This is a genomic window from Parabacteroides sp. B2-S-102 (assembly GCF_023656665.1).
GTDB classification, from domain to species: Bacteria; Bacteroidota; Bacteroidia; order Bacteroidales; family Tannerellaceae; genus Parabacteroides; species Parabacteroides distasonis.
The window spans coordinates 1-15,796 of sequence record NZ_JAMOKM010000028.1 but is presented as its reverse complement, the minus strand read 5'-3'; the positions used below and the strand labels follow the sequence as shown (position 1 = coordinate 15,796).

The 15,796-nt window shown below is 49.8% G+C and carries 10 protein-coding genes; 6 read left to right on the top strand and 4 right to left on the bottom strand.

Annotation, left to right across the window (positions count from 1 at the left end; translation table 11 throughout):
* Positions 1-2: 2 nt before the first annotated feature.
* A complete protein-coding gene (locus NBH07_RS20980; protein ID WP_044544719.1) occupies positions 3-1,325 on the bottom strand; it encodes an MATE family efflux transporter in 1,323 nt (440 codons plus the stop codon).
* Positions 1,326-1,433: 108 nt separating this feature from the next.
* Between NBH07_RS20980 and NBH07_RS20975 the strand changes: the two genes are divergently transcribed.
* Both NBH07_RS20975 and NBH07_RS20970 read left to right on the top strand, forming a co-directional pair.
* Entirely contained in the window at positions 1,434-2,432 is a 999-nt protein-coding gene (locus NBH07_RS20975) for a gliding motility protein GldB-related protein (protein ID WP_156682767.1), read from the top strand.
* A 181-nt stretch (positions 2,433-2,613) separates the two neighbouring features.
* Positions 2,614-4,185, top strand: coding sequence for a ClC family H(+)/Cl(-) exchange transporter (locus tag NBH07_RS20970; RefSeq protein WP_005866120.1), 1,572 nt, complete (start codon positions 2,614-2,616; stop codon positions 4,183-4,185).
* A gap of 81 nt (positions 4,186-4,266) precedes the next feature.
* Here the strand turns inward: NBH07_RS20970 and NBH07_RS20965 are convergent, their stop codons facing one another.
* The gene (locus NBH07_RS20965) at positions 4,267-5,550 is read right to left on the bottom strand and encodes a DcaP family trimeric outer membrane transporter (RefSeq protein WP_005866118.1); all 1,284 of its coding nucleotides are present in this window, start codon (positions 5,548-5,550) and stop codon (positions 4,267-4,269) included.
* 143 nt (positions 5,551-5,693) lie between these two features.
* On the opposite strand from NBH07_RS20965, the gene NBH07_RS20960 reads away from it, so the two are divergent.
* The 4 genes from NBH07_RS20960 to NBH07_RS20945 all read left to right on the top strand — a co-directional run bounded on the left by NBH07_RS20960 (position 5,694) and on the right by NBH07_RS20945 (position 13,180).
* Complete coding sequence (locus NBH07_RS20960; RefSeq protein ID WP_005858311.1) at positions 5,694-6,080, top strand: HYC_CC_PP family protein; 387 nt, start codon at positions 5,694-5,696, stop codon at positions 6,078-6,080.
* A 237-nt stretch (positions 6,081-6,317) separates the two neighbouring features.
* On the top strand, positions 6,318-10,064 hold the full coding sequence (locus NBH07_RS20955) for an efflux RND transporter permease subunit (protein ID WP_156682766.1): 3,747 nt from the start codon (positions 6,318-6,320) through the stop codon (positions 10,062-10,064).
* Positions 10,065-10,083: 19 nt separating this feature from the next.
* Positions 10,084-11,550, top strand: coding sequence for a TolC family protein (locus NBH07_RS20950; RefSeq protein WP_250833589.1), 1,467 nt, complete (start codon positions 10,084-10,086; stop codon positions 11,548-11,550).
* 4 nt (positions 11,551-11,554) lie between these two features.
* A complete protein-coding gene (locus NBH07_RS20945) occupies positions 11,555-13,180 on the top strand; it encodes an efflux RND transporter periplasmic adaptor subunit (protein WP_009017090.1) in 1,626 nt (541 codons plus the stop codon).
* 162 nt (positions 13,181-13,342) lie between these two features.
* Here NBH07_RS20945 and NBH07_RS20940 read toward each other — a convergent pair whose 3' ends face one another.
* Positions 13,343-14,788, bottom strand: coding sequence for an endo-1,6-beta-glucanase (locus NBH07_RS20940; RefSeq protein WP_009017089.1), 1,446 nt, complete (start codon positions 14,786-14,788; stop codon positions 13,343-13,345).
* 26 nt (positions 14,789-14,814) lie between these two features.
* Positions 14,815-15,633, bottom strand: coding sequence for an alpha/beta hydrolase (locus NBH07_RS20935; protein WP_005858317.1), 819 nt, complete (start codon positions 15,631-15,633; stop codon positions 14,815-14,817).
* Positions 15,634-15,796 lie beyond the last annotated feature (163 nt).

Here is a 15,796-nt window from a genome sequence, read left to right as displayed (position 1 = left end):
CTTCAGATTTTCTTGTTACGCCAATTTCCTTTCCACAGATAGAAGAAAGAAGAAAGGATCATGATATTATATACATACTCCGTAGTCCAGCAAACCGCCACGTCCGCACGCAACCATACAGCGACATACAATATATATAATACGTACACGAATATGCTAGCCATATCGATTTCCAGCGCACGTCGGGTATTGCCTGTTCCCGATACGCTAAAGAAATAAATAAAACCGGGAACGGCAAAGAGATAAGAGGACAGCATCACCCACAGCGAGGGGATCGAGCTAGCGATCAAATCCGGGTTATCCGTATAAATACGCAATACGGTAGACGGGAACATCGCAATCAAGATACCGATCGGTAGCACGAACGCATAGCATAGCCCGATCATCCTCCGGCTAAGCGGAAGTACCCGGTCCGACTCCCCGGCGCCGATCAAGTTACTAACCAGCGAGCTGTTCGTGGAGGCGAAAGCATTCACGAACATAAACAGGAACGAGGAGATGCTACGTACCACATTCGTAATCGCCAACGGCCGCTCACCCAGATGCTCCATAGCGATAAAGAAGATAAACCATCCCCCAAAAGCGATCCCATGCTGGATCATCACCCAGATAGAGACACTCAGTATTTGTCCCAGCATCCTAAAATCCACTCTCGTAAAACGAAACAGACCATATTTTTTATAATCTATCTTCTTCCAAGTATAAATCACGAAGAACAATACGGAAACAGCTTCCGAGATCGAGGAAGCGATAGCGGCACCCGCTATCCCCAAAGCGGGGAACCCGAACTTACCGAATATCAAGATATAGTTCAAGACCACGTTGGTAAGCACCATCACCACCGAATTGGCCGTCAAGATCTTCGTATTCGTCGTACTCACGTAAAACGCACGGAACATCACCGCTATAAAAGAGAAGAAGAACCCGTACACCCGCCAGTCCAGATAGCTCATCGTCGCTCGATACACCTCTTCCGAACCGATCATCCGGTGGAGCAGATGGGGCGTAAGCAGATTAGAGGCCGTAAACAACACCGCCGCCAGCAAAAAAAGGAATAGCCCGCCTTGCGTGAAAACCTCGCCGATCCGTTTATACTCCCCCTCACCGTTACGACGTGCCATCAGCACCTGAGCGCCTACACTGAAACCAAAGCCCAGCATATAAATCACAAGATAATAGACTCCTGCCAAGGCGGAGGCACCTAGCTCGACCTCGCCGACACGTCCCAGATAAGCGGTATCCGTCAATCCGATCATATGCTCCATGAGCAAGCTGATTAATACCGGATACGTGATCTTTAGAATTTGTTTGTTCGTATATCGCATGATGAATCTTAAATAAAAGGGAGGCAAAGGTAGTAATAAGATGCCAGTCACACAATATTACCCCATGCGATCCGTTTCTTATCATATTACATTATTATACGAAGAGATATGGTTACAAAACTCATCATGGCCTGTATTTTGTCCGCTACGCTATTGAGCTGCAACGGGCAAAACACAAATACGATCAACTACGCTACCGTCGAACCCCTGCATATCAATCGTTTTGACAAGGATTTATTCCGGCTGATCGATACGGAAGATACCACCTTGCAACCCGAACTAATCAAACAATACCCGGAAATGCTGGATATCATCGGGAAAGGCATATTAAACCTGCAAACCATCGAGACTCCCGGCTTCTTCGAGAAAATGCGGAATTATTACTCGGAGCCTACCTTGAAAGGCTTGTATCGTGACGCTATCACCCAATATGATTCCGTGGAGGATATCGAGAAATCCTTGGGATACGGATTCGCCTATCTAAAGGAGAATTTCCCCTCGATGCAGATCCCTGCTATCTATATGCATGTATCCGGTTTCAACCAGAACGTATTGGTAGGCGATAGCCTGCTTTCCCTTTCCATCGATAAGTACATGGGAAAGGACTATCCCTTGTATCAAGATTTCTTCTATGACTCCCAGAAATTGAAAATGCAACGTGGACTCGTAGTCCCGGATTATCTGGCGGGGTGGCTCATGTCCGAATATCCTTTCGCGGGAAAAGAGAACGTATTGCTGGACCGGATGATTTACGAGGGAAAAATCAAATACCTGCTCTCGCAAGCCCTAGGCGTTACCGATGCCGCCGAGCTAATGGGATACACCGAACAGGCCTACAACTGGTGCAAGGACAACGAAGGAACAATCTGGAAAGCAATCATCGAGCGTAAGCATCTTTATACCCCGGATCAACTGACAACTTCCCAGTATTTCGAGGATACCCCGGCCATTTTCCCCGAGAACGACGCTCCCGGGAATATCGGGACTTGGATAGGCTGGCAGATCATCAACCAGTACATGAAGGAGACGGGATCTACCCCGGAGGCGTTGATGCAAAACAACGACGCCCAAGAAATCCTAACCGCCTCAAAGTACAAACCCCTATAAACAGGAAAACCGCCCTATTCTCACGAACAAGACGGATAACCTAATCTAACTTAATTCTAATACCATGAAAAACACTATATCTTAATAACAAGGCTTTTTAAAAAAGGTTCAATGGAATGAGATTTTAAACCTCTTATTTACCTCGGTTGTTGTAACAGGAAACGAAAACAAGGTGAGTCCGATGGATAATGATCTCTTAGATATAACAAAATTGAGGCGCTGGCGGATCTGGAAATTGAAACTTATTGACGCCAGACTTTATTTTGTAAGCATTTTCGTGGGATTGCTGACCGGGTTGGTAGCGGTACCTTATCACTATCTGCTCCAGCAGTTATTCAATAGCCGGAAACTTTTTTTCGACGGTCATTACCCTTGGTATTTCCATGTCTTGTTCTTCTTCACGCTATGGGGTATATTGCTTTGCGTGAATTGGATGGTCAAGAAGATGCCGCTGATTACCGGTGGGGGCATTCCCCAGACACGGGCGGTTATCAATGGCAGGATCACTTATAAGAACCCGTTGACACAATTAATCGCCAAGTTCACGGGAGGGATATTAGCAATCAGCGCCGGCCTGTCCCTTGGTCGTGAGGGGCCGTGCGTACAGATCGGATCTTACGTGGGGAATATCATTTCCAAATGGGGACACGTATTGGCTGGAGAGCGCAAGCAACTTTTGGCCGCCGGCGCAGGTGCCGGATTGGCCGCCGCTTTCGCCGCTCCCCTCGCTTCCTCACTTTTGGTGATCGAGTCCATCGAACGGTTCGACGCTCCCAAGACCGCCATTACCACCTTGCTGGCAGGAGTCGTGGCGGGAGGTGTAGCGAGCTTGATTTTCCCCTTCAACCCCTACTCGCAGATTAGCGCTATTGCCCCGCAGGCTACTTTTATAGATCAACTGAAGTTGTTCTTATTTCTGGCCGTGGTTATTTCCGTCTTCGGGAAAATTTACTCAATGTTTACCCTTTGGTGCAAGGATTTCTTTACCAGACTGAAGCATCCTCCTTATATGAAGATGTTGTACCTGCTTATCATAGCGTATACGATCTCATTGACGGAGATCGACTTGACAGGAGGAGGCGAGCAATTCCTTATCATGCAAGCGATGCATGGATATCACCCCGTTTTATGGATAGCGGCGATGATGCTCATCCACTTGATATTCACGTCTCTCTCTTTCTCCTCCGGACTGCCGGGAGGGAATTTCATCCCTACACTAGTTACCGGGGGATTGTTCGGGCAGATCATCGCCTTATTATTGGTGAAGTATGGTTTCATTGAAACGGAGAGCATCAGCTATATCATGTTAATCAGCATGGTAGGTTTCTTGGTGGCGGTAGTCCGGACACCGCTGACGGGTATCGTCTTGATTACGGAGATAACCGGGCATCTGGATGTATTCTACCCCTCTATCATTGTCGGCGGGCTTACGTATTACTTCACGGAAATGCTACAGATAAAACCTTTTAACGTGGTTCTCTACGACGAGATGATCTCGACTCCAGCCTTCCGTACCGAAGGGCGTTCCAGCCTGTTCGTAGAGATCATGACAGGTGCCTATTTCGACGGGAAGGAGGTAGATCACCTCACCCTCCCCCAACGTTGTATCATCAAGACTATTCACCGGGATCGCAAGGACTTGGCTCCCGCCGGACAGACCCTTATCCCCGGTGATCAAGTAGAGATCGAGATCGATTCGCAGGATATCGAGAAGCTGTATGAGCCGCTGATTAGCATGGCGAACATCTATTAATCGCAGACCTGCCAATCGCCTCGAAAAGAAATGCCACACCAAGAATCCCCCGGTGTGGCACATCAACAAAACGCTACATTATCAGAAGTTATATTGAGCGGAAACATTAAGTCGGTTGGCGTGGCGGGTCATATCGTTGAAATCGGTACGCCAGCCTCTCAAGTACTCGGCGCCGACTTGCAGATTAGCGTTCACGTTCCAGAAAATGTTGGCTACCAAGTATTGACCGTAGCGATATTGATCCGACGGGGTAACCGGGTAATCATTCTCGCTGTATAAACGAGTCTGGCTATAGGTGCTGGAGACGAATACCTTCGGCGTGATATTATACTGCAAGCCAGCGTACCAACCCATCATCGGAAGCACTTGCATCTTGCCTTTGGCCTCGGGATCCGGAACCAGATCCACGTCCAGATTACTGATATCATTCAAGAACTGGCTGATCCCCCGGCCGTAAGTAGCCTGACCGTAGAAGTTCAGCTTGCTCGTCACATTGAACGTAGAGGCGGCAAACACGCCCCATCCGGCCTTAGACTCGGCCCGTTGCGCCACCAAGTTCTCGTACGTCATATTACGTACGATACCAGCTACACGGATATGGCTGCTCTTATTCCAAGCGTATTGGATATAGGCAGGGAAGTTCGGCATACGTTGGTTACTGATATTCACGCTTTGGTTCGTGATGCCATCCACCACTGGCATCTCGATACCTACACCCGCTTTCCATCCCTTACCGAAAGCACGCTCATAGCGTAACAGGGTGGCACGGCTGAAAACCTGTCCGGCAGGCCCCGCATAATCGATCGAGGGCGGAAGGGCGGCCAGATCCATGAAGGTACTATAATCGTAACCCATCGTGAAACCAAGGAAAGACACATAGGCGTTCTGGAGCTCGAAGACCTTGCTGCCTCCCCGGAAGTTACCCGCCGTATACACGACGAAATCCCCGAGGTGTTTGGTACGACCCACTAATTTCAAGAATATCGTACTGGTAGTAGCGTCCATCTGGAACTGGTTACGGACGTAGTTCTGCCCACCATTCGGGATCATGGACGGATAGAAATCGACATCATCCGAGATCCCGCCGAAATCATACTCCGCCGTAGCCTTCACGTAACCGCCGATACCCAAGGCGAAACGTCCCTTACGATCGGTCAATACGAAGCGGGGGGCTTTCGGGTCGTGGAAACGAGGGCTCTGCGTCTCATTCATTATCCTCACGATTTCATCACCTGCCTTGTCTTGGCTGACAAGGACTATCGAATTTGGCACGTCATCCTCGATGACCACCTTTTGAGCCTTAGCGGGAGCCGATAAGAATCCCATACCTAGCAGTAATACTGCTCCTTGTACAAATAGTCTCATAAATGTGTTTTGTTTAGATTAATTACCTACCTTGAACAAGGCTATAAAGAAAAGGTTCTGATTTTAACAACCCTACGAGCACTTTTTCCACCCTATTGCCCGTTCAAAAAATATTCATATATTTGCGGAATATATTACTTGGGATGAGAAGATTTTTATTGTTCATACTCGCTGTTCTTTACCTCGGGGTTTCCTCCGGGTTTGCGCTGAATTACCATTATTGTATGGGTAAGTTGGCGGAGGTGAGTTTGCAGTATCTTGACACTTGCCCCAGTTGCGGTGAGGCGGGCACGTCCCATAAGTGCTGCTCTACCGAGACGGAATATGTTAAGTTATCCGTCGATCAGGATGTGGCGAATACGCTCGTGCAATTGTCCGCTCCTGTCGCTGTAGTTTTGTTGTTCGATCTACTCGACTCCTATAAGATCGCCGGGCGAGACGAGACAACACGTTCCAATCCCTTTATTAATCCACCCAAGGAGAATAGCGCTATCCCGTTATTCGTCCATCATTGTACTTTTTTGATTTAGCGTATAGGCTTCCTTTTTAAAAGGCGATTTACGTCTGTTTACGCACGAGTACCGGCGTAATCTATTGCGAGTACTGGAGTAATCCACCGCAAGTACTGGAGTAATCCATTGCAAATACTGGAGTAATCCATTGCGAGTACTGGCGTAAAGCATCACGAGTACTCATGTGATCGCTTGCCTTCAAAGACGAACAAATAAGCGTTCTCATATGTTTTCAAATCATAAAAGCTCATTCAAATGTTAAATAGAATCATTCGTTACTTCCTTGAGAACAGGGTGGTAACCTTACTTTTACTAGTGCTGATTATCGTATGGGGCATCTCCACGTCCCCCTTCAATTGGCACGGGGGGATCATTCCCCGGAATCCGATTCCGGTAGACGCCATCCCCGATATCGGCGATAACCAGCAGATTGTGGCCACGGAATGGATGGGCCGCTCGCCGAAGGATATACAAGACCAGATCACCTATCCGCTGACCACCTCTCTTTTAGGTATCCCGGGAGTGAAGACGATCCGTAGTTCCTCCATGTTCGGGATGTCCTTCATATACATTATCTTCGATGACGATATAGAGTTCTACTGGAGCCGTTCCCGTATATTGGAGAAGCTGAACTCCCTGCCTCCGGGAACCTTGCCGGAAGGCGTACAGCCTACCTTGGGACCGGACGCTACCGCCCTCGGGCAGATCTATTGGTATACGCTGGAAGGACGGGACCCCAAGACCGGTAAACCTACCGGAGGCTGGAACGCCGAGGAGTTGCGTACGATACAGGATTTCTACGTCAAGTACACCTTATCCTCCGCCGAGGGGGTATCCGAGGTTGCCTCGGCGGGCGGTTTCGTGAAGGAGTACCAGATCGAGTTGAACCCGGATGCCATGTACGCCTTCAACGTCTCCGTGATGGATATCATGAGCGCCATCAAGAAGAGCAACCTCGATATCGGCGCCGAGACAATGGAGATCAATAAGGTGGAGTACCTGATCCGGGGCTTGGGGTATATCAAGAATGTAAAGGATATAGAGAATGCCGTCGTCACCGTGCGGGAAGGCGTACCGGTTCGCATATCGGACGTGGCGTTCGTGAATATCGGCCCCGGAACCCGACGGGGAGGGCTGGACAAGGAGGGTGTGGAGGCCGTGGGCGGAGTGGTCGTAGCCCGCTATGGCTCCAACCCCTTGGAGGTTATCAATAACGTAAAGGCGAAGATCAAGGAGATGGAGCCGGGATTGCCCCAAAAGGTACTGGCAGACGGGACGGTCTCCAAGGTAACCGTCGTGCCGTTCTACGACCGTACGGGGCTTATCAAGGAGACGATCGGGACGTTGGAGACCGCCCTTTCCCACGAAATATTGATCTGCGTGATCGTTATCATCGTGCTGGTGCTCAATCTGAGGGCCTCTATCGTTATCGCCAGCATGCTACCGATAGCGGTGCTCGCCACGTTCATCATCATGCGTTATACGGGGGTAGCGGCTAATATCGTGGCTTTATCGGGTATAGCGATCGCCATTGGCGTGATGGTGGATGTAGGGGTCGTCTTCGTGGAAAGTATCATCCGTTACCGGGAGATGCCCGAGAACAGGCATATACAGGGGGGAAAGGCGTTTGTCAACCTTATTTATAAGGCGGTAAGCGAGGTGTCCGGGGCAATCAGCACAGCGATGATCACGACGATCGTCAGCTTCCTCCCCGTCTTCACCATGGAGGCGCAGGAAGGGAAGATGTTCTCGCCTTTGGCCTATACCAAGACGTATGCTTTGGCTTCCGCCTTCGTGCTGGGATTGATCTTGCTTCCTTCCCTATCGTATTGGTTGTTCTCGATAAAGATCCATTCAAGGCTGATACGGAAAATACTGAATTACCTGTTGATCGTGGCCGGAATCGCCTTACTTATTATTTATGGAAGTATTCCGGCTATCGGGCTAACGGCAGTCGGGGTGAATAATCTATTGTCCGGTTATTGGAAGAAGCCTCAAATGAGCACTTATATCAATATCGGTATCACCCTCTTTGTCACGATCTATTACCTATCCGAGGAATGGTTGCCGATGGGGCCGCAAAAAGGGATGCTCGCCAATATATTGTTCGTGGCGGGTTGCGTAGCCATCATCCTAAGCATCCTGTGGCTGCTCGTTATTTATTATGAGAGGATATTGCGCTGGTGCTTGGATAACCGCTGGAAATTCATGTTGATTCCGGGAGCTACCATCGTATTCGGTTTCTGGATATGGAGAGGCATCGGACAGGAGTTTATGCCTAGCCTGAACGAAGGTTCTTTCCTACTGATGCCGACTAGCATGCCGCATTCCGGTATCGAGCAAAACCTTGATTATATAGAGGCGCTCGACAAACGGCTGGCCTCTATCCCCGAGGTGGAGACCGCCATCGGTAAATGGGGCCGTGTAAACTCCGCCCTCGATCCAGCGCCGGTACAGATGTTCGAGAATACGATCAACTACCGTCCGGAATATATCCTGAATGAGGACGGGAAAAGGGAACGTTTCAAGGTAAACCGGCAAGGGGAGTATCTCCTAAAAGATGGAGGCGTATATAACCCCAAAGACGGTTTCCGGCTGATTCCCTCAGACAGCCTGATCCCAGACGCTAAAGGCGATTACTTCCGCCAATGGCGACCGGAGATCAAGAACACGAACGATATCTGGCAACAGATCGTGAACGTCACCCATCTTCCGGGATTGACTTCCGCCCCGAAGCTGCAGCCTATCGAGGCCCGTCTCGTCATGTTATCCACCGGTATGCGTGCCCCGATGGGTATCAAGGTGTATGGCCCGGATCTGGAGACGATCGAGAAAGCCGGAAAGGCGATCGAGAAGGCATTGAAAGAGGTACCCTCCGTTATCCCCTCTTCCGTATTTTACGACCGTGCGGTAGGCGCCCCTTATCTGGAGATCGAACTGAACCGTGAGAATATGGCCCGTTACGGCGTAAACGTGGAGGACTTGCAAGAGATATTAAGTGCCGCTGTCGGTGGCATGGTACTGACCCGCACCGTGGAAGGCAGGGAACGTTTCCCGGTGCGCCTACGCTACACTCGTGAGCTTCGAGATAATCCGGAGGCGCTAGGTATGATCCTCGTACCGACCGCCACTGGGGCGCAAGTCCCGCTTAAAGAGCTAGCCGATATCAACTATACCCGTGGAGCGCAGATGATCCAAAGCGAGAACACTTTCTTGGTAGGCTACGTCATCTTCGACAAACTGGCGGGGAAGGCGGAAGTGGATGTCGTGAAAGAGGCTTCCCGCATCCTTGAGCAACAGATAAAGGAGGGCGAGTTGAACCTTGATCCCGGCGTATCCTATAAGTTCGCCGGCAATTACGAGCAGCAGGAGCGTGCCACCAGCCGGCTGATGATCGTCGTTCCCCTCGCCTTGTTGATCGTCCTGCTGGTTCTATACTTTCAATTCAAGACGGTCACTGCCTCACTGATCCATTTCTCCGGGGTGTTCGTGGCCTTCGCCGGAGGTTTTATCTTGCTATGGCTTTACGGACAGGATTGGTTCATGAACTTCTCCATCGCCGGAGAGAATATGCGGGATCTTTTCCAGATGCACACGATCAATCTGAGCGTGGCAGTCTGGGTCGGTTTCATCGCCTTGTTCGGTGTGGCTACGGATGATGGGGTATTGATGGGAACCTACATCCATCATGTATTCCTCGAGCGAGACCCCCGCACCAAGCACGATATCCGGGAAGCGGTAGTAGCCGCCGGACTGAAACGGGTACGCCCAGCGGCCATGACTACAGCCACTACCCTGATCGCTTTACTCCCCGTACTTACCTCTACCGGTAAGGGGGCGGATATCATGGTACCGATGGCTATCCCTACGTTCGGAGGAATGCTGATCCAGAGTATGACCATGTTTGTCGTTCCCGTCCTGCAATGCTGGTGGCGGGAGAACGCTATAAAGAAAGAACAAAAGAATAAAATTCAAGAGGAGGTAACGACTTATGAGATATAAAAGAATCAGATCAATCATCATGGCAGGTGTACTGGGGATGCTAAACATCCTTTTCGCTTACTCCCAGCCGGCCGATAGTTTAGGCTATTATCTGGAACTGGCGGCACGTAACAATCCGCAGATCAACGCCGACTTCTCCCTGTATAAGGCATCTTTGGAGAAAGTCCCGCAAGCCGGAGCCTATCCGGACCCGGAACTGGAGATCGGTTTCTTCCTGAAACCGATGGAGATCTTGTCCGGAAAGCAAATAGCGGATTTCACCTTGATGCAAATGTTCCCTTGGTTCGGTACCCGGAAGGCGGCCCGCAACGAGGCGACCGAGATGGCCCGGATGGCTTACGAACAATTCCGTAACAGTCGCAACAACCTGTATTACGAGGTGAAGAGTCAATGGTACCAGCTTTGCAATATCAGCGAGCAATATAAAAATACGCAGGCGAACCTTCGTCTGCTAGACCAGTTGGAACAGTTGGCATTGAACCGCTTCTCCGCTCCGTCGGCGAAGGCGGGCGGTTCCTCCGTCCTACCCTCCCCCGTATCTTCTGCTCCATCGACTCCTCCCGCCGTATCCGGTGGAGGTATGTCGGGTATGGGAGGCAGTAGCATGGGAAGCCCTACGGTACAAAGCACGGGAGCATCCGGTAGTACGATGTCCGGAATGTCCGGCAATAGCCCTATGGGTGGAGGCTCTATGGGAAGTGGCAACTCTATGGGCGGAATGTCGGACGTATTGCGAATCCAGATGGAGAAGGTAGAACTGGAGAATACGCTAGCCTCCTTGTTATCGCAACGGAAAACGGCCGAGGCTGCTTTTAATACGTTGCTCAATCAGTCGCTAGCTACCCCGATTTCCGTCCCCGACTCGTTGGAACGGCTTCCTCTCTCATGGAGTGACTCGATGGCTCTCGACAGCGTCATCTCCAACAACCCCATGCTTACCATGCTGGAGGCGGAAGGAAACGCTTACCGGGCCAAGGCGGAGATGGACAAGAAAATGAGTTACCCCATGCTAGGTATCGGCCTCCAGTATTCCTTGATCGGGAAGAAACCAGAGGATATGTCTATGGGCTCTATGTCCGGTATGAACGGAAAGGATATGTTCATGCCCATGCTAAAGATCAGCCTTCCTATCTTCCGTAAGAAATATAACGCACAGCAACGGGAAAGCAAGCATTATTGGAAATCCAGCGAGTTGAAGTACGAGAACACGATGAACCAACTGCAAGCCGAGTATATCCGTATTACCCAGCAATTGGAAGATGCCGCACGGAAAATCGATTTGTACCAGAAACAATACGATCTATCGTTGGCCACCTACCAACTGATCGTCCGGGAATTCTCGACAGGAAGAACGACCTTGACCGACGTGATCCAAGTGGAGCGACAAATGTTGGACTATCACTTAAAGAAAAGCGAAGCGATAGCGGAATATAATACCCAAATCGCCGGAATCGAGAAATTAATATCCACCTCTGTAAACGAATAAGAAAATGAAAAATATAAATGAAACCGTAAAATCCAAGTACCTGATATATATCCTGTTCCTAGCGGGCGGCCTCTTGTTGGGCTGGCTCCTGTTCCATAACTCCGATACCGACAGCCATGCGTCACAAGCGAGCGAGACCGGCACGGAAGTTCACAACCCTACGCATGGCCACGACCTCCAACAGAACGAGGCCGGCGAGTGGACTTGTTCCATGCATCCCCAAATTCGCCAAGACAAGCCGGGTAAATGCCCTATCTGCGCCATGGATTTGATCCCCGTACGTAAGAGCTCCTTCTCGGACGAGGCCATCGATCCCAACGCCATTCAGCTTTCGGAAGAAGCAGCAGCCTTAGCGGACGTACAAACCTCCAAGGTATCCCGCCAGAATCCGGTCAAGCAAGTCCGTTTATACGGCAAGATCGTACCGGACGAGCGTAGCCTGCAATCTCAAACAGCCCATGTAAGCGGACGCATCGAGAGCTTGAACGTTGATTTCACAGGTGAGACGGTGCGTGCCGGACAAACCCTCGCTACCCTCTACTCCCCCGAGCTTTTCACCGCCCAGCAAGAATTGTTGGAAGCGATCCGCATGGGACAACCTCAATTGATACAGGCCGCCCGTGAAAAACTATATTTATGGAAGATGACAGACGCCCAGATCGCCGCTATCGAGAAATCCGGCTCTATCTCCCCGGTTGTAGAGATCAAGTCGAACACGAGCGGTATCGTCCTGTCCAAGCGGGTAAGCCAAGGTGATTATGTATCCCAAGGAGCTATCCTTTTCGACGTGGCGAACCTCACGAAGGTATGGGCCTTGTTCGACGCTTTCGAGGTGGATCTCCCTTTCCTTAGCAAAGGTGATCCGGTGGAATTTACCCTGCAAGCGCTACCCGGCAAGAAGTTCTCGGGTAAGATCTCTTTCATCGACCCGATCTTGAACACGACGACCCGTACCGCCAAGGTCCGTGTAGAGGTACCGAACGCCTCTTTGGAGCTCAAGCCCGAGATGTACGCCACGGCAAACGTAAGCGCCCCGCTCCGCAACTATAAGAACGAGATCGTCGTACCGCAAACCGCTGTGCTCTGGACGGGTAAACGTGCTATCGTGTACGTAAAGCAACCGGATACGAATACCCCCGCTTTCTTGATGCGTGAGGTGGAGCTAGGCCCTTCCCTTGGTAACTCTTATGTTATCTTGAATGGCTTGCGAGAAGGTGAGGAAATCGTAACCAACGGAGTCTTCGCCATAGACGCCAGCGCACAGCTGGAGGGAAAAACTTCCATGATGAATAACGGCGACGAGCCCGCCAAGCCTATGATTGGGCATGAGGGGCATATGATGCATGCGCAAAGCGCCACGGGGGTAGCCTCCGAGCATGCCATGTTCGGTGTCAAAGGCTCTTGCGATATGTGCAAGGAACGTATCGAGAAAGCGGCCAAAGGAGTAAATGGTGTGTTATCCGCTCATTGGGACAAAGATACCCAGATGATCCATCTCCAGTACGATCCCCAAAAGACCTCCCCAAAAGCGATCAGCAAGGCGATCGCTAAAGTAGGCCATGACACGGATATGGATAAGGCGGATAAAGCCGTATATGATAAGCTACCGGCTTGTTGCCACTATAGATAAAGTATTGGACATTCGGGGGTGTGTCAAAAGTGTGAACATGGCACGCAGATAACGCTGATTGAGCAGATGACCGCAGATTTATGATATGAAAATCAATATATTATCTGCGTAAATCTGCTAAATCTGCGTGCCATAATACCAACTTTTAACACACCCTCCTTATTAGTAAAGATTCCAACGAAAAGAAGCGACTGCTTTAGCGGGAACCTCGTAGGTAAACGAACGTTCGCCGCTGTTTACCGTTATATTTTTAGTCCCGTCCGTATTATTTAGTAATACGAGCGCTTCCGTTCCATCTAAATTCTCGAAGGCGGAATACATAATCCCATCAGCCGTATACCCTTTAGAGCCGATCCGTACTGCCCCCGGTTTCACCACAGAGGATAAATGACCGATAATATAATAATGAGAATTCCGGGTAATCGTCTTATAATCCGAGCGATCGATATCCACGGCACCATAACAAGTCTGGCAACCACCCTCTCGGTTCGGTCCCCGCTCGTTGTCCAGCATCAAGTTCCATACGATAACTGCCTTACACCAGTTATTCACCGTACCCAAGGCCGTCTCCTCCATATCTTCCATCAAGCGTTTCTCTAAGTTACGTCCATCATTCCACATGCCGATAGAAGTTTCCGTAAATATTAATTCTTTATCGGGGAACTTGCCGTTTACGTTATTCAACTCCTCCCGGTCGCCCCCGTAATTATGGTAAGCGGCACCTGTCAGGAAAGAAGCGGCATTCTCATCCTCGTAGATTTTCATCGGATAGCCTTGCTGCTCCAACATATTATCGTAATTGTAATTATGGTCGAAAGCGTAGATCTTCGTCTTGAGGCCAGTCTCTTTCAGTTTAGGGCCTAGAGCGTCACGCACGAAAGAGAGTTGCTCCTCCCATCCCATAAATAAGGAAGCGGAATTTCCTCGGTTCAAAGGTTCGTTTTGGGGAGTTATCGCCTCGATAGGAATCCCCTCGGCCTCCATCGCCTGTATCCATTTCACGAAATAGGTAGCGTAATCTTGATAATAAGCGGGATTCAACTGTCCGCTAGTCCACGACTCGAACGGGCGCAAATCCTTTAAGTTATCCACCTTCATCCATCTTGGACAAGTCCAAGGCGATCCCAAGATTTTTATAGAAGGGCTGATCGCCAAGATCTCCTTCAAGATCGGTATCACATACTCCTTCTCCTCGCTCTGCAAGGCGAAATTCTCGACACCCTTCGTGTCACAACAAGTATACTCACTTAAAGAAAAGTCCGAGCAGCCAATCGAGATACGGATATAGCTATACCCCATCCCCTCCGTATCAGAGAAAGTCTCTTTCAGGAAAGCTGTCCGATCCTCGGGAGCCATCCGCATCAAGTTATAGCAGGTAGAGCCTGTCACGGCGGCACCAAAGCCATCCATCGTCTGATAGCGCACCGAAGGGTCTATCGTTATCACGCAAGGCGAGGCGGCTTGTTTGTCCCCCAAGGCGATCTCACTTCTCACGAAATCTTTCGCACGATCGTTTGTCGTGACATACACCGTTACATTGTCCGAGATCTTCGCTCCAGAACATGCGTTCAAGCAAATCAAGACCATTAATAAAGAAAAGAGAACCATACGTATTAAATTAATAGTTAATCAAATTACCGGGTTTCTGAACCCTTCAAGATCATCCTCACGTGATTCTTTAAGATGTGAAAGGCGGGAGCGGCCATCGATCCATGATCATATCCGTCCAACTCATAGATATAAGTATTCTTATGTCCGGCCACTTTCATCATACGCCAAAAATAGGCGTTCTCCTCATAGCGGCCCAGCATCTCCATCTCCCGGTCGCCCGAGACGATAATCAATGGAGGAGCGTCAGGACGTACGTAAAACAAAGGGGCGAACTCGTCGATACTCGGTTGGGTATCTTTCATTCCCTTCGCCTGCCGATAAGCGAAATGGCTGATCGCATGACCGCTGAAAGGGATTAATGCGGCGATGGCATCAGCATCTATCCGATACTTAGTCAACCACTTCTTATCCAGTCCGACCATATTCGTTAAATAACCTCCGGCGGAATGACCTGAGACAAAGATTTTACGCCTATCCCCACCATACTTCTCAATCTCGTTGAATGTCCAAGCGACAGCGGCGGCGGCATCATCGATACAATCGCTCAACGTGGCTTTGGGTAGCAAGCGGTAATTTACGGCGATAACGGCTAATCCGCAGTTCTTCAATTCCTCCGGGATGAATTTGCTACCTCCCGACAAGCCGCCTCCGTGAAACCAGACTACCGTAGGGAAGTCTTTTGCGTTCTCGGGATAATAAAGATCCAATTTACAACGTTCCACCGCATATGGATCTTTCGATTGGGTATAAGAGATATCCCTGACTATTTTATAGTCTTGATCTTGCGCCGCAAGGATATTACAGATAAACAGACTAAATAGAAATAAATAGATTTTCTTCATGATATTAGATAATAGATTTAATACATCAAATTTAATATAAAAAAAGGAGTCACCCCTTACGGACTGACTCCTCTCCATCGGCTGTCGCCTTTCTCAAGACGGCGGCTACCTACTCTTCCACTGTTACGCAGTACCATCGGCGTGACGAGGCTTAACTTCTCTG